Source organism: Rhizobium sp. G21 (assembly GCF_014158035.1).
Classification (GTDB): Bacteria; Pseudomonadota; Alphaproteobacteria; order Rhizobiales; family Rhizobiaceae; genus Rhizobium_E.
The window spans coordinates 207,670-231,705 of record NZ_JACFXW010000003.1 but is presented as its reverse complement, the minus strand read 5'-3'; the positions used below and the strand labels follow the sequence as shown (position 1 = coordinate 231,705).

The window sequence follows — 24,036 nt, the reverse complement described above, 5'->3', positions numbered from 1 at the left end:
CATCCGCCTGCCGGCGCGCCTTCTCCCCCGCATGCGGGGAGAAGGGACTTGGGGCAAGCTCGGCGCTCCATCTCCCCTCTCCTTCCTACAGGCAGAGGATGGCGGCGGCAGTGTGAGGGGCAGCGACATCCACAGTTCCGTCATGTTGCCGGAGCGCCACATTCGAGTTATTGCCGATGAAACGGTTTCTGAAAATCTATCTGGACAAGCCGGAACTGGCGGGGCTGGCCCTGCTCATCGTTCTGATCGCCATCTTCCAGATCAAGTCCAACGGCGTGTTGCTCTCCTTCGAGAACATACGCGGCATCATGGGCCTACTGCCGGAAATTGCGCTGGTCTCCATCGGCGTCACGATCCTGATGATCTGCGGCGAGTTCGATCTGTCGGTCGGCTCCGTCTTTGCGCTGATGCCGATGAGCATAGCCGTGATGTTGAATTCGGGCGTGCCCTTTTCGGCGGCGCTGCTGATCGGCCTGCTGATCTCCGCCGCGGTCGGCCTGGTCAACGGCTATGTCACGCTGCACTTCTCGATCCCGAGCTTCATCACCACGTTGGGCATGCTGTTCATCGCCCGCTCGCTGACCATCGTGATTTCGGGCGGCTTTCCGCCGCTCCTGCCGGATAACCTGCCAACCTGGTTGTTCACCGACTATATCTTCCAGGGTTCGATCTTGCGCATGTCGTTCATCTGGTTCGCCGTGATCGCGGTCCTGGCGACAGCCTTGTTGTCGCTGACCAATTTCGGCAACTGGATTCGCGCCACGGGAGGCTTCAACGAAGCCGCAGCCTCGATGGGAATTCCGGTCAAGCGGGTCAAGATCGTCTGCTTCATGCTCTGCTCGGTGCTGGCGGGCTTTGCCGGCCTGCTGCAGGTGCTCCGCCTCGGCTCCCCCTGCCCTCGATCGGCGAAGGTCTCGAACTTCAGGCCGTCGCCGCGGCCGTGATCGGCGGCACGGCTTTGGCTGGCGGCATCGGAACCGTCTTCGGCGCCATCATCGGCACGCTTCTCATCCGCACCATCGACAACGGTCTCGTATTGTCGAGAGTCGACGCCAACTGGTTCAAATTCGCCATCGGCCTTCTCACCATGTTCGCCGTCGTCGCCAATAGCTGGATGGGCAAAATGTCTCGCAAGATCAAAGTGGAGGCGCACAAGTGAGCATGCCCGATATCGCCATCCCCGTCATCGAATGCCGCAACCTGCAGAAATGGTATAGCGGTGTCCATGCGCTCAAGAATGTCTCGCTCACCATCCATCCCGGCGAAAGCGTCGGTCTGGTCGGCGACAACGGCGCCGGCAAGTCGACGCTGATCAAGATCCTGTCGGGCGTGCACCACCAGGACTCCGGCGAGATCCTGATCGAAGGCAAGACGGTCGACTTCCGTTCGCCCAAGGACGCCATGCATCACGGCCTGGAGACGATCTACCAATATAACTCGATGGTCCCGACAATGTCGATCGCCCGTAACCTGTTCATCGGCCGCGAGCCCTTGAAATGGAAGATCGGCAATTTCGGCCTGATGGACCAGAAGCGGATGCGTGAGGAAAGCGTCAAGGCCATCGCCGATGTCGATCTGCATCTCCGCTCGCCGGACGCACTGGTCGGCGAACTCTCGGGCGGCCAACGCCAGGGTGTCGCGATTGCCCGCGCCATGCATTTCAAGTCTAAGGTGCTGATCCTCGACGAGCCGACCAACCACCTCTCGGTCAAGGAGACCAACAAGGTGATCGGCTTCGTGCGCGGCTTGAAGGCGCAGGGCCTGACCGGCATCTTCATCTCGCACAATATGCAGCATGTCTTCCAGTCCTGCGACCGGATCGTCGCCATGGCGCGCGGCGAGATCGTCTTCGACAAGCCGACGGCCGAAACCTCGATCGACGAAGTCCACGAACTACTGTGAGGCCCGCATGGGAGTCCTGACCGGAAAGACGGTGCTTCTGACAGGCGCGCTCGGCACACTCGGCCGGGCGCAGGCCGAAACGCTGGCTCACGCCGGCGCCACCATGCTGCTGCTGGATCGTCCCGGCGCCGAGGGCGGCGACGCCTTCGCCTCGCAGATCACGCAGGCCGGCGGCAATGCGCATTTTGTCGAGCAGGATCTCAACAACCTCGCCGAGAGTGAACGCAGCGCCTCCCAGCTGTCAGATCTATATGGCGGCATCGACATCCTGATCAACAACGCGGCGCTGATCATCAACAAACCCTACGAGGAATTCTCGCTGGAGGAATACGAGGATCAGCTGCGCGTCAATTCCTCTGCTGCTTTTGCCCTCACACGCGCCGTAGCGCCGGGCATGAAGCGCAAAGCCTATGGCAAAATCGTCAATTTCTGCTCGATCACGCTGAATGGCCGCTGGGATGGATATGTCCCCTATGTAGCGTCCAAGGGCGCAATCTACGGCCTGACCAAGTCGCTGGCCCGTGAACTCGGGCCATGCGGCATCCGCGTCAACGCGGTTTCGCCCGGGGCAGTCGTATCGGAGGCCGAGGAGCGCGTCTTCGGCGACCTGCTGAAGGAATATAGCGACTGGATCCTCGAGAACCAATCGCTCAAGAGCCGGATACAGCCCGACGACGTCGCCCAACTTGTGCTGTTTCTCGTTTCTCCCGCCTCAGACATGATTTCCGGCCAAAATATCGAGATAAGCGGGGGCTGGTGATGACGGTCAGGCTCGACAACGGCCAGGCCCGCGTCACCATCCGCCCTGACTTGGGCGCGGGCGCAACGGCTTACGACTTTCACGATGGCGCCTGCTGGCAACCTATATTTCGACGCGCGCCCGATGACACGGCGCATCCTTTCCAGCTCTCCAACATCCTGTTGGCGCCCTTCTCGGGGCGGGTGTCGGGCGGCGGCTTCACCTTCGACGGCAAGTTCCATGCGATCGAACGCAACATGGAGGCGGAGAAATATCCGATACATGGCAGCGCCTTCGCCTTGCCCTGGACAATCACCGGCCAGTCCCGCGATCGCCTCGATCTCCGTCTCGCCGCGACGGGGCCAGGTCCTATCGCTATGACGCGGAGGTGACCTATGCTCTGCAAGGCGCAACTCTGGTCATGAGCCTCACAATGACCAATCGCGGCATCCGCCTTCCGTTCGGGCTCGGCTTTCATCCCTGGTTCGTCCGCGACCGGGATTTAAGGCTGACGGCAAGCTGCGATCACGTCTGGCTGGAGAATGACGATCATCTCCCGAAGGCCGTCGAACCCGTGTCGCTGCATCCGGACATGAACTTCAACACCGCACAGCCGCTGCCTGGGCGCTGGATCAACAACTGGTTCTCCGCCTGGAACCGGCAAGCCGCCATCGACTGGCCGTCGCGCGGGATCTGCGCCCGTATCACCGCCAGCGAAGCGCTGAGCCAATATGTCCTGTTCTCTCCGGCCGCCGATGCAGATTTCTTCTGCTTCGAACCCGTCTCCCATCCAGTCGACGCCTTCAACCTCGAGGGTGGACCAGAGAAATACGGCATGGCGGCGCTGGGGCCAGGTTCGGCCATCGCCGCGACGATGAAAATCATGCCGCGCAAACTTTCCTGAAGCGCGATACAGGCGTTGAGTCCTTAGCCGCGCGGATATTCGCGTGCCGCCCAATCCCCTTGACCTCGAGCCTCTCATCAAAACGCCAGCGGCGATCGCATGACGAAGGGCCGCCGAATCTCTTCGACGGCCCACGGACAAATCGCTTGGGAGGAGTTGTCAGTCTGCTGCGAACTGCTTCGGGCTCAGCCGGAGAGCCGCCGCGCGGCGATGGCCTTCTAGCTGTTCCGTCGCGCTCTGGCGCGCAGCGGCAGGGGCGACGGCGGCGACGCCGCGTTCGTCTAACCATTGATGCGTCGCGATCTTCACATAGGATCCCACCCAGAGACCGCCCGTGTAGCGTCCGGCCGCCATGGTGGGCAGGGTGTGGTTGGTGCCGCAGCACTTGTCTGAATAGACCACGCTCGCCAGCTCGCCGACGAAGATCGAACCGTAGTTGCGCAGTTTCTTCGCCGTTGCATGCGGGTCGCGCGTGTGAACCTGCAGATGTTCCGTGGCGATAAAGTCGGAATAGGCGATCATCGTCGCCTCGTCATCGACAACCGTCACTTCACCATAATCTCTCCAGGCGACGCCGGCGACGGGCGAGGTCGACAGCGTCTCCAGCTGCTTTTCGACTTCGCGGATCGTCTCTTCCGCCAGCTTGCGGTCCGTCGTCACCAGACCAACCCGGGTGCGCACATCATGTTCGGCCTGGGCCAGCATGTCTGTTGCGATCATGGCGGCGTTGGCGGTTTCGTCGGCGACGATGAAGATCTCGCTCGGACCGGCCAGCTGATCGATACCGACCTGGCCGAAGACCTGGCGCTTGGCTTCGTTGACGAAGGCGTTGCCGGGACCGACGATCTTGTCGACGGCGGGAATCGTCTCTGTGCCATAAGCCATGGCGGCGATCGCCTGAGCGCCTCCGACCCGGAAAATGCGATCCGCGCCGGCAAGGTGGCAGCCGGCGATCATGGCCGGATGCGCATTGGGCGGCAGGCAGGCGATCACCTGATCGCAACCGGCGACCTTTGCCGGGACGATCGTCATGACCGGAGCGGACAACAGCGGATAGCGGCCGCCGGGCACGTAGCAGCCGACGATCTCGATCGGAATGACCCGATGGCCGAGATGCAGACCCGGCAGCGCCTCGATATCGAGCGGCAGAATAGTTGCGAGCTGCGCCTCTGCGAAACGGCGCACATTCGCGATGGCGAATTCGGTGTCTTCTCGCGTCTGGGGATCGAGATCGGCGATCGCTTTGTGTTTCTCCGCATCACTGACCTCGAACTCGCCGACATCGGCTTTGTCGAAGGCGAGGGAATACTCCCGAACCGCGGCGTCGCCCCTTTCGCGCACATTGGCGATGATCTCTTTGACGGTGGCTTCGACCGGCGCCGTGTCAGACACGGCATTGCGGGTCGGCTCCTTGATCCGGGTGAACTTGCCTTGCAGCGCATCGAGACGCGACGACATCGAAACCTCCTGTTTGGAATGATGCGCCACCATCTTCCAAGGGGCAGGCCGCAGCAATTGCCTCAAGAATGGATGTTTAATATATTCACCAGTAGGATCAGATCGGCGGCCAAACCTGACCGCCGCGCTCGACCCATGGCGCTCTTGCAGGGAAGGAATTCTACATGCCGAAATTAGGAAGCAAACTACGGGAATTGCGACGTCGCCGCGATCTCGGCGTCCGGGAGCTCGCGGCGCGCTCGGGTATTTCGCATTCGACGATTTCACTGATGGAGCGCGACAAGATGAGCCCGTCCGTGGATACACTCGGCGCAGTGCTCGATGCGCTCGGAACCACCCTTCCCGGCTTTTTCTCCGACCTGCAGTCCAGCCTGCCCTATTCGCCTTTCTATGCTGCGGAAGACCTCGTCGAAATTGGAAAAGCCGACACGATTTCCTACCGCGTGGTGGGTTTCGATCACCCGAACCGCCAGATGCTGATACTCCACGAGCGTTATGCCGAGGGCGCGGATACCGGCGAAGAATTCACACACGCCGCTCAGGAAGCCGGCATGGTTCTCTCCGGAAAAGTGGAGATCACGGTCGGCAACCAGAAAAAGATCCTGCAGCCCGGCGACGGCTATTATTTCGACAGCCGCCTGCCACACCGCTTCCGCAATGTTCACAGCGGACCGAGCGAAATCCTCAGCGCCATCACGCCGCCGACCTACTAGCCCGGTTCCTTCTAACGTGCTTGGTGAGTATATTGAACATGCGATGCCGGCCAGCTTCCCAAAGTTTCGAAACATGCTTTGCTAGCAACCGATCAAAACACAAGAGGGAACGCCCAATGAATATCTTCAAGGCCACGATCATCGCTTCCACCATCTTGATGGCAGGCAGTCTCAATGTGCATGCGCGCGACTTGACGGTCGTGTCCTGGGGCGGCAACTTCCAGGATGCACAGCGTAAAATCTTCTTCCAGCCCTTTGCAGCCGAAAGCGGCAAGCCGGTCCTCGACGAAAGCTGGGACGGCGGCTACGGCGTTCTGCAGGCCAAGGTGAAAGCCGGCGTTCCGAACTGGGACGTGGTCGAAGTCGAAGCGGAAGAACTGGCGCTCGGCTGCGCCGACGGCATTTACGAAAAGCTCGACTGGGAAAAACTCGGCGGCAAGGACGCCTATCTGCCGGCCGCCGTCAGCGATTGCGGCATCGGCAATATCGTCTGGTCGACAGGTCTCTCCTATGATGGCGAAAAACTCGCAACCGCCCCGGAGAGCTGGGCCGATTTCTGGGACACGAAGAAGTTCCCGGGCAAGCGCGGCCTGCGAAAGGGTCCGAAATACGCTCTCGAATTCGCGCTGATGGCCGATGGCGTTCCTGCGGACAAGGTCTACGAGGTGCTCAGCGCCGAAGGCGGCGTCGACCGAGCGTTCAAGAAGCTCGACGAACTGAAAGCCGACATCATCTGGTGGGATGCGGGCGCCCAGCCGCTGCAGCTTCTTTCGTCTGGCCAGGTGGTCATGACCGCCGCCTATAACGGACGCATCAGCGGCATCAACCGCAGCGAAGGCAAGAAGTTCGGCTTCGTGTTTCCCGGCAGCGTCTATGCCATCGACAGCTGGGTAATCCTGAAGGACAGCCCGAACAAAGATGCCGGTATGGACTTCATCGCCTATGCCAGCAAGGCTGAAAACCAAGCCAAGCTTCCGGAATTCATCGCCTACGGCCTGCCGAATCTCGGCGCGACCAAACTCGTGCCGGAACAGTTCCAGAAAGAGCTGCCGACCACGGATGAGAACATCAAGGGAGCCATCGCGCTCGATGTTGACTTCTGGACCGACAATTCGGAAGAGCTGACCCAGCGCTTCAACGCCTGGCTCGCCCAGTAAATCGGCGCTGCAGGCACGACATCCGCTTTCCTGACGGGCAGCGGATGTCGTGTATCGTCAATTCAGCGAAGACAGGTCATGATGCGCGAACCGTTTCTCCACTTCGACAAGGTCACAAAGTCCTTCGGCATCATGACCGTGGTGGACAATCTGGACCTGTCGATCGCCAAAGGCGAGTTCGTCAGTCTGCTCGGCCCATCCGGCTCGGGCAAGACGACGCTCCTCATGATGCTGGCAGGATTCGAAAGTCCGACTAGCGGCGCCATTTCCGTGGGCGGCAAGCGAGTAGACGCCTTGCCGCCCCACAAACGCAACATGGGCGTGGTGTTTCAGAACTACGCCTTGTTTCCGCATATGACCGTGGTGGAGAACGTCGCTTTCCCGTTGAAGATGCGCGGGGCCTCACGCAGCGAGATCGTCGAGCGGGTCAACAGGGCGCTCGACATGGTGCAACTCGGCGCTTTTCATGAGCGACGGCCGATCCAACTCTCGGGCGGCCAGCAGCAGCGTGTCGCCCTGGCGCGCGCACTGGTGTTCGAACCGGAGGTCGTGCTGATGGACGAACCTCTCGGCGCGCTCGACAAGAAGCTGCGCGAACAGATGCAGATGGATATTCGCGCCATCCATCACCGACTGGGCCTCACCATCGTCTTCGTCACGCATGATCAGACCGAAGCCCTGACCATGTCGGACCGGATCGCCATCTTCAATCATGGCAAGATCGAGCAGATCGGCGGCCCTGCCGACATCTATGATCGTCCCAGGACCCAATTCGTTGCGGAATTCATCGGCGAAACCAATCTCCTCGGCGGCAGGGTCACGTCGTATGACGAGGGCATCCTGACTATTGCGCTCGGCAGCAGCCAGAATATTCGGGTCGCCTCGTCCACAGGCATGGAGCCTGGAAAGCAGGTCAAGGTCTCTGTCCGCCCGGAACGCATTGAACTCGGAACCTCAGGCCAGGGGCAGAACCAGTTGATCGCGAAAGTCCGCGACGTCGTCTACCATGGCGACCATCTTCAGGTTCAGATCGAAGCCGGAAGTCAAAGCCTGGTGGTCAAGGCGCCGCGAAAGGCGGATGCTCCGCATATCGGACAGGACGTTCGAGCCTCGTTCTATCCCGAACATGGCTGGATCGTCGCATGATCCGCCGAACCTGGTTTTCGAGGCGGCTGAAATCCCTCGCCCTCGTCGCCCCTCTCGCCTTGTTTCTGATCTTTTTCTTCATCGCGCCTCTTCTGACGATGATGACGACCGCGGTGTCCGACCCGGTGGCCTCCAACGCCCTGCCGACGGTCACCGAAGCTCTGAAGGACTGGGACCGCGCCAGCGCGCCGCCTGCCGACGCGCAGCAGAGCCTTGCCGACGACATCCGCAATATCGGCGATGATGAGCTTTTCGGCGATCTCGTCCGTCGACTCAACAGCGCCAAATCCGGCTTTCGCACACTGATGACGAAGACCCGCAAGGCCGTCGTCGAGGATCACGAGCTAGCCGATCTGGTCGCGGTCGATAAGCGTTGGGCCGACCCTGCCTTCTGGCGGGCGATCCAGGATGCGGCCGGAGCCTCTCTCACCGACCGCAATCTGCTTGCGGCCGTCGATCTGACCCGAGATGCCGACGGACACATCGTCAACGCGCCTGAAGGAGCCTCCGCCAACCGCACGACGCTCGTCCGCACCCTGGTCATGGCCGCGATTGTGACCGCCTGCTGCATCGCCCTCGGCCTGCCATTCGCCATGGTGGCGGCATCGACCACGGGCTGGAAGCGCCAGCTGCTGCTGGGCGCCGTGTTGCTGCCGCTGTGGACCTCGCTGCTGGTGCGGACCGCCGCCTGGTACATCATCCTGCAGGACAATGGCCTGATCAATCTCACGCTTCAAACGCTTGGCCTCACCAGCGGCCCGGTCCCGCTCATCTTCAACCGGCTCGGTGTGGTGATCGCCATGACCCATGTGCTGCTGCCTTTCATGGTGCTGCCGATCTTCAGCGTTCTCATCGGCATCCCGAAAAACCTGATGCCGGCGGCGGCTTCTCTCGGCGCTCCACCGATCCAAGCCTTTCTGCGTGTCCTGCTGCCGCTCAGCCTGCGCGGCGTGGTCTCCGGAGCGCTGCTCGTCTTCATGAGCGCACTGGGCTATTACATCACGCCGGCGCTGATCGGCGGCGCGAAGGATCAGATGATCAGTTCGGTGATCGCCTATTACGCCACCGGCGCCGCCAATTGGGGCATGGCCGGCGCGCTGGGAATCGTGCTTCTCGTCTCGACGATTCTCCTCTATGTGGTTTACCTCCGCCTTTCCTCCGAGGAGAGGCCCGCATGAGGCTCCTCTCTCTCAGCAAGGCGATCTTCGCGGCGATGGTGGTCATCTTTCTGATGGCTCCCCTGTTCGCCATTCTCCCACTCGCCTTTACCGACAGCATCTTCCTGAACTATCCGATCGAGACCTATTCGCTTCGGTGGTTCCATGAACTCTTCACGGCCGACGCCTGGCGCCGCTCGATCCTGAACAGTATCCTGATCGGCGCGGGGACGACTGTTCTCGCCACCGTTCTGGGGACAATCGCAGCCCTGGGCCTACGCGGGCATGCCTCCGCACTGCTGTTCAGCTTTTTCAGGACGGTTTTTCTGCTGCCCATGGTCGTGCCGGCAGTGGTGCTCGGCGTCGGGATGCAGTTGATGTTCGCCCGCTATGGCCTGGCCAACACCTATCCCGGCGTCGTCATCGCCCATACCGTCATCGCCATCCCCTTTGTGGTGGTCAACGTCACCGCGGCGCTGCAAGGCGTCGATCGCAGGTTGGAAAACGCCGCCGCCAGCCTCGGCGCCGCGCCGATCGTCGTGCTGCGCCGCGTCACCCTGCCGCTCGCCATGCCGGGCATCGTCTCCGGCGCGGTTTTTGCGTTCGCGACCTCTCTGGACGAAGTCGTTCTGACGCTGTTTGTCGCCGGACCCAATCAGCGTACGGTTGCGCGTCAAATGTTTTCGACCATCCGGGAAAACATCAGCCCTGCCATAGCAGCGGCCGCCTTCCTGTTTATCGTCAGCACAGTCGTTATTGCCGGGCTCGTCCTGTTGGTTAAAAAGAGGAAAGTGAGCGCCTAGTTATCGCCTATAACGACGCAAGTCTGCGCCGTGAGCCTGCGAAAGGCCCTGGGAGCCATCACGTCACGGGACGGCACGACTTGACTACATGTATGGACAAGTTATCTTGACCCGATCGAGTAGCTTGAGGACATGTAATGCATCTTTCCATGTGGACCTACCCCTGGGACATCCAGGACCAAGGTATCGACGGCGCTTTGGGCGATTTGAGGGACCGCGCCGGCCTAAACACGATCAGTCTGGCCACCTCCTATCACGCCGGCCGCTTCCTACAGCCGCGCAGCCCCGGCCAGAAGGCCTATTTTCCCGAGGACGGCACGGTCTATTTCAAGCCGAGCGCCGCGCTCTGGGCCGGCAAGGAGATTACGCCGCTCGAGGCGCAGAACCTGGCCGAACGCGGCGACATGCTGCGGGCGCTCGTCGATGCTCGCGCCAAAGGGGGAATGAAAGTATCGTGCTGGACGGTCTGCCTGCACAATACACGGCTCGGCATGCTGCATCCGGACCACGTTACCCGCAACGCTTTCGGCAATCCGAACTACTACAATCTGTGCCCGTCGAGCCCGGCGGCGCGCGACTACGTCGTGACCCTCGTCAAGGATGTCACCACCGCCTACAAGCCCGACATGCTGGAACTCGAGAGCCCGAACTTCATGGGTTTCGCGCATGAATTCCACCATGAGAAAGATGGCGTCGGCATGAATGCCGAAGACGATTTCCTGCTCTCGCTCTGCTTTTGCGATCATTGCATGGCGCGCGCCGGCAAGGCTGGAGTGCCGATGGAAGCCGCCAAGGCCACCGTCGGCCGCTTCATCGCCGACATGTGCGAGCGCGAGGTTCCGGAAATACAGTTCCCCGATTTCCCCATGGCCGGCATCGATGCCTTCAAGCCCTGGCCGGAACTGCACGCCTTTCTCGCCTGGCGCACCGAGCCGGTGACCAGCCTGGTCAAAGAGATCAAGGACAATGCGGATCCCGCAACCAGGATCGTGCTGATCGACCTCAAGGATGGATGGCTCGGTGGCGTCGATCTCGAAGCGGTCGGCAAGGTCTGCGACGGCGCCATCCTCTGCTGCTACTTCATGCCGCCCGCCGAGACCGCCGCTCTGATGAGGGCGGGGCGTGCGGCGCTCGGTCCGGACAAATATCTCGGCGCGGGCTATCGCGTATTCTATCCGGAAGTGACCTCGGCCGACGATATCGCAGCGCGCGCCAAGGCGGCGGCGGATGCCGGGGCAGATGGCATAAACTTCTACAATTACGGGCTTATCCCCGCCAAGCGGCTCGACTGGGTGCGGCAGGCGGTAAATGGATTGACCAAAGCGTCATCGGACGTCTGAAATTCTCACTTGACTACTTGAGTGGACAAGATAGCATCCAACCGTCAAACCAAGTCTCAGGACATATAGGGGAACCACCATGAACCTGAAGAATACCATGATGGCTGCGGCCATCGCGCTCGGCATCGCGGCGCCCGCCGCGGCCGCGGACAAGTACAAGATCGGCTACGACATCTATTTCGGCGGCAATTCCTGGTCCGTGCAGCTCTATAAGGAGTTCCAAGCGGAAGCCGAAAAGCATTCCGACGAAGTCGAGGTCTCCTATACCGAGTCCGAACTGAAGGCCGACAAGCAGGTCGCCAATATCGAAGACCTGATCACCAAGGGCGTCGACGCCATCATCATCACCCCGATCTCGCCCACGGCGGTCATTCCGGTTCTGAAGAAAGCGCAGGCCAAGGGCGTCAAGGTCGTGCTGCTCGCCTCCAAGATCAAGTCGCAGGACTATGACGCGCTCGTCACGGTCAACGACGAGGATTTCGGCAAAGCTGGCGCCGAATGGCTGGCCAAGAAGCTCAATGGCAAGGGGAAGATCATCGCGCTCAACGGCATTTCAGGCATTTCGGCCAGTGACGATCGCTGGGCCGGCGCGCAGGAAGTGTTCAAAGCCTATCCCGATATCCAGGTCGTGAGCGCAGTCGACGCCTCTTGGGACTACGCCCAGGCTAAGGTCGCTGTTTCCAACTTGCTCGCCGCCAATCCGGAAATCGACGGCGTCTGGTCGCAGGGCGGCGGCATGACGCTCGGCGCGATCGACGCCTTCGACGCGGCGCAGCGCAAACTGGCGCCGATGACGGGCGAAGACAATAACGGCTACCTCAAGCGCTGGGTCGCGCTGGCGGACAAAGGCTACACCTCCGTCGCGCCGTCCAAGCCGACCTGGCTCGGTTCTGAATCGCTGCTCGTCGCGCTCAAGCTGCTTAAGGGCGAAGCGGTCGAGAAGGAAACCATCTTCCCGCCGCCGATTATCGATGACAGCAATGTCGCAAAGTCGGTGCGGTCCGATCTCTCTGACAGCTTCTGGGTCAATACCCGCATGACCGACGACCAGGTTCGTGCGACGTTCAAGGATTGACGGTTCCGGCCGGAGTTTGGGTATCTCCGGCCGGAAAATAGGGTGCGGACGGGGCGGCGCCATGCAGGGCAAGGCCGCCCCGGACGAAGGTTTGAGGATTTGACCGATATGGCCGATAACAACATCAGAACGCCGCTGGTTGCCGTTTCCGGCCTTTCCAAGGCCTTCGGCCGCAACGGCGTTTTGAAGAACGTCTCCTTCTCGCTGCTGCCGGGCCAAGTGCTGGCGCTGGTGGGGGAGAACGGGGCCGGCAAGTCGACGCTGATGAATATTCTCTCCGGCAATCTGTCCTATGACAGCGGAACGATCGCGCTCGAAGGTCAGGACTATCGCCCCGCGAGCCCAGCGGAGTCCATCCGCCGCGGTGTCGCCATCGCGCATCAGGAAACGGCGATCATGCCGGACCTGACGGTGGCGGAGAACATCTATTTCAAACGCGAGCCCAGGAACGCATTCGGCCTCTTCCGTCAGAACAGGATGCATGACGATTGTCGCGCCCGGCTTGCCGAACTCGGCTTCGACATCGAACCACGCCGGATGGGCCGCTCCCTCTCCGCCGCCGAGCGGCAGATGGTGGAGATCGCCCGCGCCGTAGTGCAAAAGCCCAAGGTGCTGGTTCTCGACGAGCCGACCGCCTCGCTCTCCGCCCAGGCCGCCGGTATCGTACTCGGCCTGATGGCGAAGTTGAAAGGCGCCGGAACGTCGGTGATATTCATTTCCCATCGCCTTACCGAGGTGATGGACGCGGCAGACCGCGCCGTCGTGCTCAAGGACGGCGAATTGACGCTGGAAGCCGAGCGCGGCGCATTCGGCCGCGACGACCTGATCCAGGCCATGGTTGGCCGCAAGCTCTCCAACATCTTTCCCGAGCGACCGCGCATCTCGGCGACCGACACGGTCTTCCAGCTCGAGCAGGCCGCCAACGCGAACCTGCCGCCGATCGATCTCGCGATCCGCAAGGGCGAGATCCTCGGCATTGCCGGGCTCGAGGGACAGGGCCAGAAACCGCTGGCCGATGCGCTCTGCGGCATCCGTCCCTTCACATCGGGCGCCGTTCGCATCAATGGCGACATCACCAAGCTCGCCACCCCATCGCGGGCCATTGCCTCTGGCATCGCCAGCATCCCCGACGACCGCAAGCATGAGGGCTTGGCGCTCGGCCTTCCGATCCGCATGAACATGAGCCTGTTCGCCATATCGGACTGGACCCGCTTCGGCTTTCTGCCGCTGGCGCGCGAACGCCACTTCGGAGAAGAGGCGCGCAAGCGCTTCTCGATCCGCTCCACCGATCTCGAACAGCCGGTCGGCCAGCTCTCGGGCGGCAACCAGCAAAGGTCGTCTTCGCCCGCTGGCTGGCGCATCGGCCTAAACTCCTGGTGCTCTACGAGCCGACCAAGGGCATCGACATCCAGTCCAAGAGCGAAATCTATCATCTGGTCGACGAATTGACGCGACAGGGCGTTTCCGTGCTGCTGATCAGTTCCGACATGCTCGAACTGATCGGCCTTTCCGACCGCATCCTGACCCTCTACGAGGGCCGCGTCACCGGCGAGATCGATCGCGCCGAATTTTCCGAGGAAAAGATCATGCGCCATGCCGCCGGCATCGCCGCGACCGAGGGAGCGGCCGTCCATGCTTGAAGGCTCGCTCCGCTTCAACTTGCTGCTGACACTGCCGGCGCTGATCCTCACCGCGCTGCTGATCGCGGTCACCGGCGTGCTGTCGCCAAGCTTCCTCACCGAAGCCAATCTCGCCAACCTCGCCACCCGGCTGCTGCCGCTCGGACTGGTGGCGCTCGGCCAGGCTTTGGTGCTTTTCGCCGGCCGCATCGATCTCTCCGTCGGCTCGATCATGAGCCTGGCCACCGCGATGATGGCCCTGACCTCGGCCTCGCTCGGCTGGCTCGCCATTCCGCTTGCGCTCGCCGCCGGGGTCGTTTGCGGCCTGTTTACCGCTGCGGGTGTGAACATGCTGAGGATCAATCCTCTGGTCATGGGCCTCGCCACTGCGGCGGTCGTGAAGGGTATCACCCTGCTCGTGCTGCCCTCCCCGGGCGGCGAGGTGGACTACGCCCTTTACGAGGTCTTGTTCGGCTCAGAGCGGCTGCTCGCCCTGCCGCTGCTGCTTGCCGTTCTGGCCTATGCGATCTTCGTGCTGGCCATGGGCTGGACCCGCTTCGGCCGGTCGATCTACGCTTTTGGATCGGATCCCCGCGCAGCCTTCGCCAACGGCGTGTCGAGTTGGAAGGTCGACCTCTCGGTCTATGGCCTGTCCGGCTTCCTGGCCGCCGCCGCCGGCGTCGTGCTGTCGATCCGCATCCTCTCGGGCGATCCGCTGATCGGCGAATCCTACACGCTCGATGCCGTGTCCGCCGCCATTCTCGGCGGTGTGGCGCTCCAGGGTGGGCGCGGCAATCTGATCGGCGTCTTCTTTGCCGCCGTCTCGCTCGTGCTCGTCAACAACATGTTCAACCTGCTCGATCTCAACACCAATCTGCAGGATATCGCCAAGGGACTGATCTTCGTGCTGGCGCTCGTCTTCTTCATGCGCGGCAAGGCGGGGGAGGCATAGGATGGCTCTACCCGTCGCCCTCGCCAATGCCAGGCCCGCGGCCGCCACGCTGCGCGCGCTCGGCTTGCTCGCCGTCCTGCTCGTGGTTCTCTTCGTCGCCTCCGGCACGGTGTCGTTGCAGCAGGTCATGGACAATGCCCGGCAGGCAGCCCCGCTCGGCATCATCGCGCTCGGCCAGGCGCTGATCCTGATGATGGGTCGGCTCGATCTCTCGGTCGGCGCCACGGCAGGCCTCGCCAATGTCGTGCTCGCAACGGCTTTTACCGGCAATATGGCCCACATGCCCTTCGCGCTGGGACTCACCCTGGCGCTCGGTCTTTCGGTTGGTGTGGTCAACGGCCTGCTGGTCGTGGCCTTGCGCATCCCGGCTTTCCTCGCCACACTCGCCACCTCACTGGTGCTGGCGGGTGCAATCCTGGTCTATACCGGCGGCAGCCCGCGCGGCTCGATCCCGCCAGCCTTCCGCACGATCAGCGAAGGCTGGCTCTTCGGCATCCTGCCCTGGTCGGTGGTGATGTGGATCGCCTGCGGCGTGATCCTGATGCTGTTCGTGCATTACACGCTGGCCGGCCGCAAGATGCTGCTGTCGGGCGCCAACGCCACCGCCGCGAAGCTCAACGGCATCGCCGCCGACGGCATGGTGATCCTGTCCTTCGTGCTCGCCAGCCTGATGGCCACCATAGGCGGCATCCTGCTTTCCGCCATAACGGGCATGGCCTCGATCGGCATCGCCGACAGCTATACGGTCGATACGATCGCGGCCGTGGTCATCGGCGGGGCGCTGTTTTCCGGAGGCGTCTTCCTGCCGCTCGGCGCAGCCGCCGGCGCCCTCATTCTCTTCTTCCTGCAGAGCCTGCTCTACGTTATGTCGCTGCCGCCGGCGGCGCGTTTCGTGATGCAGGGCGCGATCATCATCATCGCACTCGCGCTCGCCAACCTGAAAAAGGACCGCTGACATGAGCTTCATCCGCACCCTGAACGGCGACATCGCCCCAGAGGAACTCGGCCGCACTTACGCCCACGATCACCTCTTCTGCATTCCGCCGCTGTGGAAGGAAAAGAAGATCGATGATTTCATGATCGACGACCTGGAAGCGTCGATCAAGGATGTCGAACTGTTTACCGCCCAAGGCGGCCAGGCCGTCTATGACGCTACCGCTATCGACTATGGCCGCGACCCGGTGGCGTTGAAGGCGATCTCCGATCGCACCGGCATCAAGATCATCGCCACAGCCGGGTTCAACAAGGCCATCATGTGGCCGGGACAGATGGCGGGCGCCGGCTGCACGTTCCAGCAGTGGATCGACGGGCATAGCCGCGCCGAAATTCGGGACCATGTGGTGCGCGAAATCACCGTCGGCATGGACGGCACCGAGCTGAGGGGCGGCGTTGCCAAGTTCGGCACCGGCTACAACACCATCTCGGAAGCCGAGGACAAGGTCATGCGCGCCGTTCTCGACTCGCACAAGGAAACCGGCTCGCCGCTGCATTCTCATACCGAACTCGGCACGCTGATCCTCGAACAGCTGAAGATCGTCAAGGAAGAAGGCGTCGACCCAACCCGGCTGACCATCGCCCATGTCGACCGCAATCCGGACCATTGGATCCATCTCAAGGCCGCCGAAACAGGCGTCTTCATGTGCTTCGACGGCATCAGCCGGGTGAAGTACCATCCCGAAAGCATCCTGATCGAATGCATCCTCAATCTCGTGCGACACGGCCATGAGGACCAGATCCTGGTCGGCGGCGATATAGCCCGCCGCACGATGTTCAGGAACTATGGCGAAGGCGGCCTCGGGCTCGGCTACATCCTCGAAAGCTGGGCGCCGCGCTTCATAGAGCAGGCCGGCGACGCCGGCTTCGACGGCAAGGCGCTGATCGAGACCTTCTTCGTCAAGAACCCGCAACGCGCCTTCGTCTTCAAGCAGTAACCCGCATGACACCTGACAAGACCGACATCAGCCTGCTCAACGACAGCGACATGGAAGCGGCGCTGGCGAAAAAGCCGGTGCTGATCCTGCCGATCGGCGCCGTCGAAAGCCATGGCGACCATATCCCCGCCGGGACCGACAATATCCTTGCCGGCCGGATGGCCGAAGAGCTGGCGCGTGTCGTGGCTGGCTCTACGCCGATGCTGCGGCTGCCCGTCCTGCCCTTCGGCCAGGTCTGGTCGCTGGGCGATGCGCCGGGTTCGTTCGGCATTTCCAACGCGACGGTCACCCGCACGATCGTCGAGATCGCACAATCAGCCAAGGCCAAGGGTCTGTCGATCGTCGTCGTCATCAACGGCCATCTCGGCAACGCCAATGCGATCCGCGACGCCCAGCGCATCATGCGCGAGCAGGGCGTCACCATCGCAAACTTCTTCTATCCCGGCGCCTCGAAGGTGGTGGACGAGGTGCGTGAGAGGCCCGAGGCGCATCCGGCCTATATGCATGCCGACGAGATCGAGACCTCCTACATGCTGCATCTCGCGCCCGAGGCGGTGGACATGGACAAGGCGATCGAGAACTATCCCACCTTCCCCGCGGATTTCGGCACCATCGCTTATCGCTGGACGGATTTCTCCAAAAGCCCGATACTCGGCGATGCGCGAGCGGCAACTGCCGAAAAGGGCGGAAAAATCCTGACTGCCGTGCTCGCCAATATGGCAAATCAGGTTGCCGCGCTCTATAAGCGGCAATTCGAGTAATTTCCGGCACGAGGACCGATACGTGAACAGCCAGGCAGCGGCGAAGGACCATAGACCAGTCTATATCCAGATCGCCGAGACGCTGAGGGCGCGTATCGTTTCCGGCTATTACGACGACAAGGTCGATGGCGAACTGCCTTTGGCCGGCGAATTCAAGGTCAGCCGACGCACCATCCAGCAGGCGCTGGAGATTTTGGTGCAGGAAGGCCTGCTCGTGCGCCAGCACGGCATGGGAACTTTCATCAACCGCAAGGGCGTGGAAAAGCGCTACCGTGCGATCACCTCGATCACCGAGGGCATTATCGGTCAGGGCCTGAAGCCGGAATTCACGGTCCTGTCGAGCGGCCCGGCGCCAGCCACCGACGACGAGCGCGCCTTCTTCCGCATCAACCCCGCCGATCAGACATATCGTCACAAACGGCTGGTTGCCGCCGAGGGTCGTGCGCTGGCTGTGGTCGAGACCAGCCTGAACCTGAAATTCCTCGAAGGGCTGGAACTCAGCCATCTCTCCCAGTCCCTCTACCAGACCATGCGCAGCCAGTTCGGCCGCACGATCGTTCAGGCCGAGGACCAGTATATTCCGGCCATCGCAGATGAAGAGACCGCCGAATTGCTCGGCATAGCCGTCGGCAGCCCCGTGTTTGTCGCCATCCGCCGCGCCACCGACCAGACCGGCGCGCCGATCGAGCTGTCACGTATCGTCATGCTGCCGGTGCCGCTCGACATTTCGATCCGCAATGTCGGCTTCACGCGTCCGAAACAGGAAGAACTGACGCCGGAAGCCCGCGAATGGACCTACACCGTCGGCTTCGGCGACTTTCATCGCTGACAATGTCGCGTTTATACCCTTCGTCCTGAAGGACAGAGGAATAGAGGACGCTCTTTATACAGCCGCGTCCCTGAGCACGCCGAGCGTTGCCGCGCTCGCCACCTTGAATCGCGCGAACCCCGCGTCATAGGCCGGCTTGAGAGCCGCGTCGGGCACATGCCGCCGCCGGGCGCGATAGGTGGCGTCCACCGCCTCGCCGATCGATCCGAAATCGCCGATTGCCACCGCTGCGCAGAGCGCGGCCCCTTTGGCCCCGAACTGCGTCCCCTCGGGAACCTCGACGACATAGCCGGTGACATCGGCAATCATCTGCGCCCAGAATGGGCTGCGCGCACCGCCGCCCGAGAGCCTGACCCCCTCGCCTGCCCCGCCGATCTGCTCGTAGCAATCGCGGATCGCATAGGCCATGCCCTCGTAGATCGACCGCACCATCTCGGCCCGGCCGAGATGCGGCGCGAGGCCGTGGAATCCTGCGCGGGCACGCGCTTCGATCCGCGGCGCGATCACGCCGCTCGCCGAGAGATAGGGCACGAAGGTGACGCCGCCACTGCCCGCAGCACTGGTCTCGGCCAGGGCGCCGAGCGTTTCATAAGGCTTTTCGCCAGCAGCAATGTCGGGACACAATGTGTTCAGGCACCAGTCCAGCACCGTCGTGCCGGCGACATTGACCATGGTTTTCATCCAGCGCCGGCCGGGAATGATAAACAGCAAGCCGAGATCGCGCGGCTCATACATGGCGTGATCGAACAGCACGCCATTGAGGCAGGTGGTCCCCAGCACCGTCACCGCCTGCCCCGGCTTGTGGGCGCCGGCGCCGAGCACGCAGGCGCCGGTATCTCCGGTGCCGATCGCCACTGGCGTCCCCGCTGCAAGCCCGGTGAGCGCGGCCGCATCCGCCGTGACTTTGCCCGCCACGCTCTCGCCGCGCCGGACAGGCGCGAGCAGATGAACATGCGCCTCGATCCCGAGAAGCTTTGCCTGGTCGGGATGGAAATTGCGATCCGCCGCCGATCCAGGCGCCATCGCCGCCTCCGACTCGTCGGTCGCGAGTTGGCCGGTCAGGCGGTAGCGAATGAAATCCTTGGCGCAGAGAAGGTGGCGCGCCTTGGCCAGCGCTTCAGGCTCGTTGGCTTGCAGCCAGGCGATGACGGGCAGCGTGCAGCCGAGCTGCATCATCGAGCCGGAAAGAGCAAAAACCTTCGAGAAAAAGCAGGCTCTTGCGTCGCCAGTTCGTCGACCAAGGCCTGCGCCCGCGCATCGTTCCACAGGATCGGCGGGCGAAGCAGCGTTCCATCGGCATCCACGAGCCAGGCGCCGACCATTACGCCGGTAACGCCGATGCCGCGAACCTGCTCCGGACAAAATGTCGAACCGGCGAACAGCGCGCGGATCACCTCGACGACGACCCGCCAGACAGCATCGCCATCGAGCTCCGACCAGCCAACCGGCGCCGGCAGCAGTTGCATGCGTTGCGAAGCTTCTGCGCATTCGCGACCGTCCCCATCGAACAGCGCCGCCTTGATCACCGATGTGCCGATATCCAGACCGAGATACATGATGCCCTTACTTGACTATATATGTAGTCAAGTTATGGCCTGATCGACGGCAAATCTCAAGTCCCACCGTGCTGCAATTGCCGGCGATCGAACTTTAGAGCATGACTCAGCTTTTCAGCCTCATTCTGTTGGTCCAAACCGGGATGATCCGCGAGGAGAAGGACGCAGGTCGTAGCAGATGCCACGGCCAAGCCGTCCGACGACGCGGGCGCCCGGTTTCGACCAACCCTTCGGGCAGGATGAATTCCGGCCATTATCTTCGGCTTTTGCCTCCGCCGTACATCTGGGTTGGCCCTCGCCAAAAGCCTCGCCCCCTACCCGGCCCGCAGTGACGACGGCTGACCATTCGCCTTCAGGAGGGCCATCAGCGCCGGTCCAAGCGAGAATTCGCCTTGCCGGGTCTTGGCCGTGAGGCTTCGCAAATAGCCCCCGGCCGAGTTGATATGGCCGGATCGTTCGAGGATGCAGGCAATGGAGATGGCGGCGTTTTCCGGGCCCATGGCTTCGCAGGCGTCCTGATAGGCGGAGGGACTGACGCCCAGCATCGATCGGACGACCACGGCGGCGCTCATCAGGTCGCGCCAGTTCGCAATCGTCCCGCCTGGCCCGTAGTCGGCCAACTGCGGGCAGGCCCGCAACACCAATCCCAATGAAAACGCCTTCAGCCCCACCGACGTGCTTTTCTGGCCTGGCGCGGATTTCTCCTCCTGCATTCTTTCAGAAGCGGGTTCAAGTTCAATGGAGGATTCGGTATTTGAATTCTGTATGTGCTGCTCATCGTGATGGTCATTGCCGGTCACAATACTCGTTTTAAGATGCTTTTCCAAGGCGTTGGAGACGTCGTCCATCAACCGCGCAAGCGCTTCGACGGCAGCGTCGACATCGCTCTGGCAGGCGGAACGCGGCAAGCGGCTGAGAATGCCGATATAGCGGTCTTCGAACCCTGCCCAATCGCCATGCGCGGCCTCTTCCAGAGCGGCTGATATCAGCTTTCGGAGATCGCGCCGAAGCAGGGTCAGCCGTTCTCGCGAAATACGCAGGCTGCGGGCCTCGGCGGCGACTTGCTGGGCAAGCAGTGCAAGCTCGTTCGCACGCGTCAGCAGGGGTAGGAGACTGAAGCCGAAGGCCGTCTCGACATCTCCGTCCTGATCCCGGCGGGCGTAGCGCTTGCCGTTCGGGCTGTCGCGACGGAAAATCAGTCCGGCGTCCACCAGCGCTGCCAAAGCGCGCCGCAGCGTAGCCCCGGAAATGCCATGCGCCCGCACAGACAACTGGGCGTTGGATGGAAAGACCACAAGTCCCTGCCCTTCCATCAAGTCCGCATCGGGATAAAAACTCAACAACGCATTGAGCACCGCGAGCGGTCGGTCATTGAGACCGAGCAGGCTGCGCGCTTCGCAGACGTCGCGGAACACTTTCCATTTGTCCACCACCCTGTTCCTAGGGGCGTCGTTGACGTCGATCTGGCGTTTGATCAGCGCAAGCTTCGCCGGCCGCCGCCCAAAGGGCGTCGTTATATCTCCGATCCTCATCGTCTTTCACCTTTCTAAAGGCAAAAGAAATTTCTCCGCCAAAGAGGCGCCGAATACGCTTGACTAATTTTCGTGGGGATGCGATTCTCTAGGGGCTCAATCGAAGAGAGGCTTCCACGACGGCGACGTTTTGGGGGCCTTTTTTCTTTGCGTTAGTCTCCTCTGGTTTTCAAAAAGTCCTCGAAGAGCTCATCGAGCCTCTTCGAGAGATAGTTTCCGAAGGCCGCAGCCTCCGTCGATTTGAGGGAGAGTACGAATGTCTTCCTCCCGGTCTTGATACTTGCGGCGATATCGCCGCCTGCTTTGGGAGACCATTGAACGGCGGGGGCTTCGCGCCCGCCCTTGGCTGTAACCGACGCCAGGGCCAATTCGAACCGCTCATCCGAGGTTAGTGCGCGCGCCTCCGCTTTTCCGAGCCGCGCAGTCGCCGTCGCCAGCGTCCTCGGCGACAAAGCCTCCGACAATGCCAGCCACTTCCGGCGGCCAATACCCGGCGCGGATCCGACCAGCCGGATCAGTTCGGATGGCACGTTGGCGGCGACGGAAAGCATTTTCGACAGCTCCGTCTTGTCGGTGGATAGGGCCTTCATGATGACGTGTCGGGGAAAGCCTCTCTGCTCGAGCGCCAGAGCAAAGGCGACGCGCTCGATATAGGACAGATTCTTGCGCTCGCCGTTTTCGATACCTTGGGCGATCACCAGCGATTGATCGTCGAACTCGCGAATGACAGCCTTGACCTTGATGCCCAGCACCATGGCGGCCTTGAGTCGACGGTGGCCATAGGCGACCTGGTAACGCCCCTGCTCTGTCGGATGAGGACGCACCAGGATCGGAACCTCCTGGCCATTCTCCGCAATCGACCGAACGAACGGATCGTCTTCGCTGAATTCGATGTCCTCGAGACGATCCCGCACGAAGGATGGATCGATCGACGCGGGGTCGAGGTCCTGAACGTGATGGCCGGATTTCAGCGCTTCCTGCAGCGCCTTGGCCTCATCTTCCATTCGACCCAGGGTCAGCGCCATGGATTTGACCGGGCCTGCATGGCCCCGCGGCTCCTCTCGTTCATCGAAGTTGGCCGCGGCCAACCCCTCGACCGATTGCTGAAAGATACCGCTGAGGGTGGTTCTTCTGCTCATTTGCGCCCCCAGACCTTGAGCACATTGGCCAACACTTCGGAATTGGCGGCATTGACGGATTCGAGCGCGCGGTCGTAAGTCGACTTCCGGACCTGCCCGCGCTCGATTTCATAGAGCGTCTGCTTGGAAAGGCCGGCATCCGAAATCGCCGTCGATTTGAGGATGGTGGCCGTGAGCACATCGTCGGAAAACAAGCTGCGCAAAAGAGCGACGATCTGCGACTGAGGACCATCGAAGGGCTCATGCCGTGTGACAACGTACTTGATGAAGTCGTGCGAGAGGTCTCCGCCCGCCTTACGAACCACGGCGAGCAGATCGGAGGTCATCAGCAGAAACTGCGACATCGACGCGACGTCGACCATTTGCGGATGGATGGTGATCAGCATGGATGTCGACGCGCAGACCGCGCCGAGCGTGAGATAACCGAGTTGCGGCGGGCAATCGATCACGACGATGTCGTAATCGGCTTCGACTTCGGCGATGGCCGCTCCGACGCGTCGGAAAAAGGCTCGCTCTGTGTGCTGCGGCGCTCGGCCAGCGCGCGGGGGTCTCATGCTCGAATTCCATCAGTTCGAGATTGCCGGGCACCAGATCGAGACCATCGAAATAGGTCTTGCGGACAATGTCCTTGAGACTGCGCCGCTCATTGTCGTAGCGGATGGCGCCATAGAGAGTATCGCCGTCGCGCAGATCGAATTCCGGCTGCACGCCGAGCATGGACGACAGCGACGCCTGGGGATCGAGATCGATCGCCAGAACGCGAAAGCCGCTCAGCGCCAGAAACTGCGCGAGATAGAGCGTCGTGGTCGTCTTGGCCGAACCGCCCTTGAAATTGGTCACGGCGATCGTCTGCAGCTTTTCACCGGCGCGGCGATGCGGCAGCAGCGCCAGCGCGTCTTTCGGCTTGACCGTGGCGAGATGCCGCCTAAGCTCATTGATCTGGGCCAGCGTATAGGAACGGCGGCCGCTGCTCGTCACCTCCGGCGACGGGCCTTTTCCGTCGAGCGAGAGCTGGCGAAGATAGCCGTCGGACACGCCGATCAGTTGCGCGGCTTCGCCGGAGGAAAACGTCCGGAGGTTTTTCTGCGATTGCGGCGGAAAGAGATGTTCCGACAGAAGTTTCAGCTGTCGCGAAAGCTGTCTGGCCTGGCGCTCGATACGAACATCGGTCGTCGAAACGGTGTTTGCGGTCAAGTCGAATTTCCTTCGTAAAACGGTTTACGCCCTGATACGGAAACTAGACGTTTATGGTAAAAAAACCGTACCGCCCTTATGGCACGATTCGGATTTGGCGCCAAACGACAAAAAGTTGGCCGCGGCCAA

Annotated in this window: 21 protein-coding genes and 3 pseudogenes; 18 read left to right on the top strand and 6 right to left on the bottom strand. The window is 61.9% G+C overall.

Annotation, left to right across the window (positions count from 1 at the left end; translation table 11 throughout):
* The first annotated feature begins 176 nt into the window (after positions 1-176).
* From H2O14_RS25395 to H2O14_RS25380, 4 genes and pseudogenes are all read left to right on the top strand, one after another.
* A pseudogene (locus H2O14_RS25395) lies at positions 177-1,159 on the top strand (ABC transporter permease).
* Positions 1,160-1,170: 11 nt separating this feature from the next.
* Positions 1,171-1,902 (top strand): ATP-binding cassette domain-containing protein, encoded by a 732-nt coding sequence (locus H2O14_RS25390; RefSeq protein ID WP_182830143.1) that lies wholly within the window; start codon positions 1,171-1,173, stop codon positions 1,900-1,902.
* A gap of 7 nt (positions 1,903-1,909) precedes the next feature.
* The gene (locus H2O14_RS25385) at positions 1,910-2,662 is read left to right on the top strand and encodes an SDR family oxidoreductase (RefSeq protein ID WP_182830103.1); all 753 of its coding nucleotides are present in this window, start codon (positions 1,910-1,912) and stop codon (positions 2,660-2,662) included.
* Positions 2,662-3,545: pseudogene (locus H2O14_RS25380) on the top strand (aldose 1-epimerase). Before H2O14_RS25385 ends, H2O14_RS25380 begins: the two are co-directional and overlap by 1 nt.
* A 159-nt stretch (positions 3,546-3,704) precedes the next feature.
* On the opposite strand, the gene hisD reads toward H2O14_RS25380, so the two are convergent.
* Complete coding sequence (gene hisD, locus H2O14_RS25375; RefSeq protein WP_182830102.1) at positions 3,705-5,003, bottom strand: histidinol dehydrogenase; 1,299 nt, start codon at positions 5,001-5,003, stop codon at positions 3,705-3,707.
* 164 nt (positions 5,004-5,167) lie between these two features.
* Here hisD and H2O14_RS25370 point away from each other — a divergent pair, with 164 nt between their 5' ends.
* The 14 genes from H2O14_RS25370 (at position 5,168) to H2O14_RS25305 (ending at position 18,486) form a co-directional block, all read left to right on the top strand.
* Entirely contained in the window at positions 5,168-5,716 is a 549-nt protein-coding gene (locus H2O14_RS25370) for a cupin domain-containing protein (RefSeq protein WP_182830101.1), read from the top strand.
* A gap of 116 nt (positions 5,717-5,832) precedes the next feature.
* The gene (locus H2O14_RS25365; RefSeq protein ID WP_182830100.1) at positions 5,833-6,873 is read left to right on the top strand and encodes an ABC transporter substrate-binding protein; all 1,041 of its coding nucleotides are present in this window, start codon (positions 5,833-5,835) and stop codon (positions 6,871-6,873) included.
* An 81-nt stretch (positions 6,874-6,954) separates the two neighbouring features.
* The gene (locus H2O14_RS25360) at positions 6,955-8,019 is read left to right on the top strand and encodes an ABC transporter ATP-binding protein (protein ID WP_182830142.1); all 1,065 of its coding nucleotides are present in this window, start codon (positions 6,955-6,957) and stop codon (positions 8,017-8,019) included.
* Positions 8,016-9,197, top strand: coding sequence for an ABC transporter permease (locus tag H2O14_RS25355; protein WP_182830099.1), 1,182 nt, complete (start codon positions 8,016-8,018; stop codon positions 9,195-9,197). Before H2O14_RS25360 ends, H2O14_RS25355 begins: the two co-directional genes overlap by 4 nt.
* A complete protein-coding gene (locus tag H2O14_RS25350) occupies positions 9,194-9,979 on the top strand; it encodes an ABC transporter permease (protein ID WP_182830098.1) in 786 nt (261 codons plus the stop codon). The genes H2O14_RS25355 and H2O14_RS25350 overlap by 4 nt, the downstream gene beginning before the upstream one ends.
* Positions 9,980-10,116: 137 nt before the next feature.
* The gene (locus tag H2O14_RS25345; RefSeq protein ID WP_182830097.1) at positions 10,117-11,319 is read left to right on the top strand and encodes a hypothetical protein; all 1,203 of its coding nucleotides are present in this window, start codon (positions 10,117-10,119) and stop codon (positions 11,317-11,319) included.
* A 79-nt stretch (positions 11,320-11,398) separates the two neighbouring features.
* Entirely contained in the window at positions 11,399-12,394 is a 996-nt protein-coding gene (locus H2O14_RS25340) for an ABC transporter substrate-binding protein (RefSeq protein ID WP_182830096.1), read from the top strand.
* A 108-nt stretch (positions 12,395-12,502) separates the two neighbouring features.
* Positions 12,503-13,843: a sugar ABC transporter ATP-binding protein gene (locus tag H2O14_RS25335; protein ID WP_182830095.1), complete on the top strand. Its 1,341-nt coding sequence runs from the start codon at positions 12,503-12,505 to the stop codon at positions 13,841-13,843.
* Positions 13,771-14,034, top strand: coding sequence for a hypothetical protein (locus H2O14_RS25330; RefSeq protein WP_182830094.1), 264 nt, complete (start codon positions 13,771-13,773; stop codon positions 14,032-14,034). The genes H2O14_RS25335 and H2O14_RS25330 overlap by 73 nt, the downstream gene beginning before the upstream one ends.
* Complete coding sequence (locus tag H2O14_RS25325; RefSeq protein ID WP_182830093.1) at positions 14,027-14,965, top strand: ABC transporter permease; 939 nt, start codon at positions 14,027-14,029, stop codon at positions 14,963-14,965. Before H2O14_RS25330 ends, H2O14_RS25325 begins: the two co-directional genes overlap by 8 nt.
* A gap of 1 nt (position 14,966) precedes the next feature.
* Complete coding sequence (locus H2O14_RS25320; protein ID WP_182830092.1) at positions 14,967-15,920, top strand: ABC transporter permease; 954 nt, start codon at positions 14,967-14,969, stop codon at positions 15,918-15,920.
* Between the two features lies 1 nt (position 15,921).
* A complete protein-coding gene (locus H2O14_RS25315; protein WP_182830091.1) occupies positions 15,922-16,896 on the top strand; it encodes a phosphotriesterase in 975 nt (324 codons plus the stop codon).
* Positions 16,897-16,901: 5 nt separating this feature from the next.
* Positions 16,902-17,657 carry a creatininase family protein gene (locus H2O14_RS25310; protein ID WP_182830090.1) on the top strand — a complete coding sequence of 252 codons (756 nt, stop codon included), beginning with the start codon at positions 16,902-16,904 and terminating at the stop codon, positions 17,655-17,657.
* Between the two features lie 22 nt (positions 17,658-17,679).
* The gene (locus H2O14_RS25305; protein WP_182830089.1) at positions 17,680-18,486 is read left to right on the top strand and encodes a GntR family transcriptional regulator; all 807 of its coding nucleotides are present in this window, start codon (positions 17,680-17,682) and stop codon (positions 18,484-18,486) included.
* 54 nt (positions 18,487-18,540) lie between these two features.
* On the opposite strand, the gene H2O14_RS28670 is transcribed toward H2O14_RS25305, so the two are convergent.
* The 5 genes and pseudogenes from H2O14_RS28670 to repA form a co-directional block, all read right to left on the bottom strand.
* Entirely contained in the window at positions 18,541-19,659 is a 1,119-nt protein-coding gene (locus tag H2O14_RS28670; protein ID WP_182830088.1) for an FGGY-family carbohydrate kinase, read from the bottom strand.
* Positions 19,659-20,042 (bottom strand): FGGY family carbohydrate kinase, encoded by a 384-nt coding sequence (locus tag H2O14_RS28665; RefSeq protein WP_281410066.1) that lies wholly within the window; start codon positions 20,040-20,042, stop codon positions 19,659-19,661. Before H2O14_RS28665 ends, H2O14_RS28670 begins: the two co-directional genes overlap by 1 nt.
* A gap of 314 nt (positions 20,043-20,356) precedes the next feature.
* A complete protein-coding gene (gene repC, locus H2O14_RS25290; RefSeq protein WP_182830086.1) occupies positions 20,357-21,574 on the bottom strand; it encodes a plasmid replication protein RepC in 1,218 nt (405 codons plus the stop codon).
* A gap of 152 nt (positions 21,575-21,726) precedes the next feature.
* Entirely contained in the window at positions 21,727-22,713 is a 987-nt protein-coding gene (repB, locus tag H2O14_RS25285) for a plasmid partitioning protein RepB (RefSeq protein WP_182830085.1), read from the bottom strand.
* Positions 22,710-23,907, bottom strand: a pseudogene (gene repA, locus H2O14_RS25280) (plasmid partitioning protein RepA). The gene repB and the pseudogene repA overlap by 4 nt, the downstream one beginning before the upstream one ends.
* Positions 23,908-24,036 lie beyond the last annotated feature (129 nt).

Bases quoted from the DNA above. Each gene is read 5' to 3' on its own strand.
- H2O14_RS28665 (WP_281410066.1), bottom strand. From the start codon at position 20,042: ATGTATCTCGGTCTGGATATCGGCACATCGGTGATCAAGGCGGCGCTG.
- H2O14_RS25365 (WP_182830100.1), top strand. From the start codon at position 5,833: ATGAATATCTTCAAGGCCACGATCATCGCTTCCACCATCTTGATGGCA.
- H2O14_RS25385 (WP_182830103.1), top strand. From the start codon at position 1,910: ATGGGAGTCCTGACCGGAAAGACGGTGCTTCTGACAGGCGCGCTCGGC.
- H2O14_RS25355 (WP_182830099.1), top strand. From the start codon at position 8,016: ATGATCCGCCGAACCTGGTTTTCGAGGCGGCTGAAATCCCTCGCCCTC.
- H2O14_RS25320 (WP_182830092.1), top strand. From the start codon at position 14,967: ATGGCTCTACCCGTCGCCCTCGCCAATGCCAGGCCCGCGGCCGCCACG.
- repB (WP_182830085.1), bottom strand. From the start codon at position 22,713: ATGAGCAGAAGAACCACCCTCAGCGGTATCTTTCAGCAATCGGTCGAG.
- H2O14_RS25340 (WP_182830096.1), top strand. From the start codon at position 11,399: ATGAACCTGAAGAATACCATGATGGCTGCGGCCATCGCGCTCGGCATC.
- H2O14_RS25335 (WP_182830095.1), top strand. From the start codon at position 12,503: ATGGCCGATAACAACATCAGAACGCCGCTGGTTGCCGTTTCCGGCCTT.
- H2O14_RS25350 (WP_182830098.1), top strand. From the start codon at position 9,194: ATGAGGCTCCTCTCTCTCAGCAAGGCGATCTTCGCGGCGATGGTGGTC.
- H2O14_RS28670 (WP_182830088.1), bottom strand. From the start codon at position 19,659: ATGCAGCTCGGCTGCACGCTGCCCGTCATCGCCTGGCTGCAAGCCAAC.
- repC (WP_182830086.1), bottom strand. From the start codon at position 21,574: ATGAGGATCGGAGATATAACGACGCCCTTTGGGCGGCGGCCGGCGAAG.
- H2O14_RS25360 (WP_182830142.1), top strand. From the start codon at position 6,955: ATGCGCGAACCGTTTCTCCACTTCGACAAGGTCACAAAGTCCTTCGGC.
- H2O14_RS25345 (WP_182830097.1), top strand. From the start codon at position 10,117: ATGCATCTTTCCATGTGGACCTACCCCTGGGACATCCAGGACCAAGGT.
- hisD (WP_182830102.1), bottom strand. From the start codon at position 5,003: ATGTCGTCGCGTCTCGATGCGCTGCAAGGCAAGTTCACCCGGATCAAG.
- H2O14_RS25310 (WP_182830090.1), top strand. From the start codon at position 16,902: ATGACACCTGACAAGACCGACATCAGCCTGCTCAACGACAGCGACATG.
- H2O14_RS25370 (WP_182830101.1), top strand. From the start codon at position 5,168: ATGCCGAAATTAGGAAGCAAACTACGGGAATTGCGACGTCGCCGCGAT.
- H2O14_RS25325 (WP_182830093.1), top strand. From the start codon at position 14,027: ATGCTTGAAGGCTCGCTCCGCTTCAACTTGCTGCTGACACTGCCGGCG.
- H2O14_RS25315 (WP_182830091.1), top strand. From the start codon at position 15,922: ATGAGCTTCATCCGCACCCTGAACGGCGACATCGCCCCAGAGGAACTC.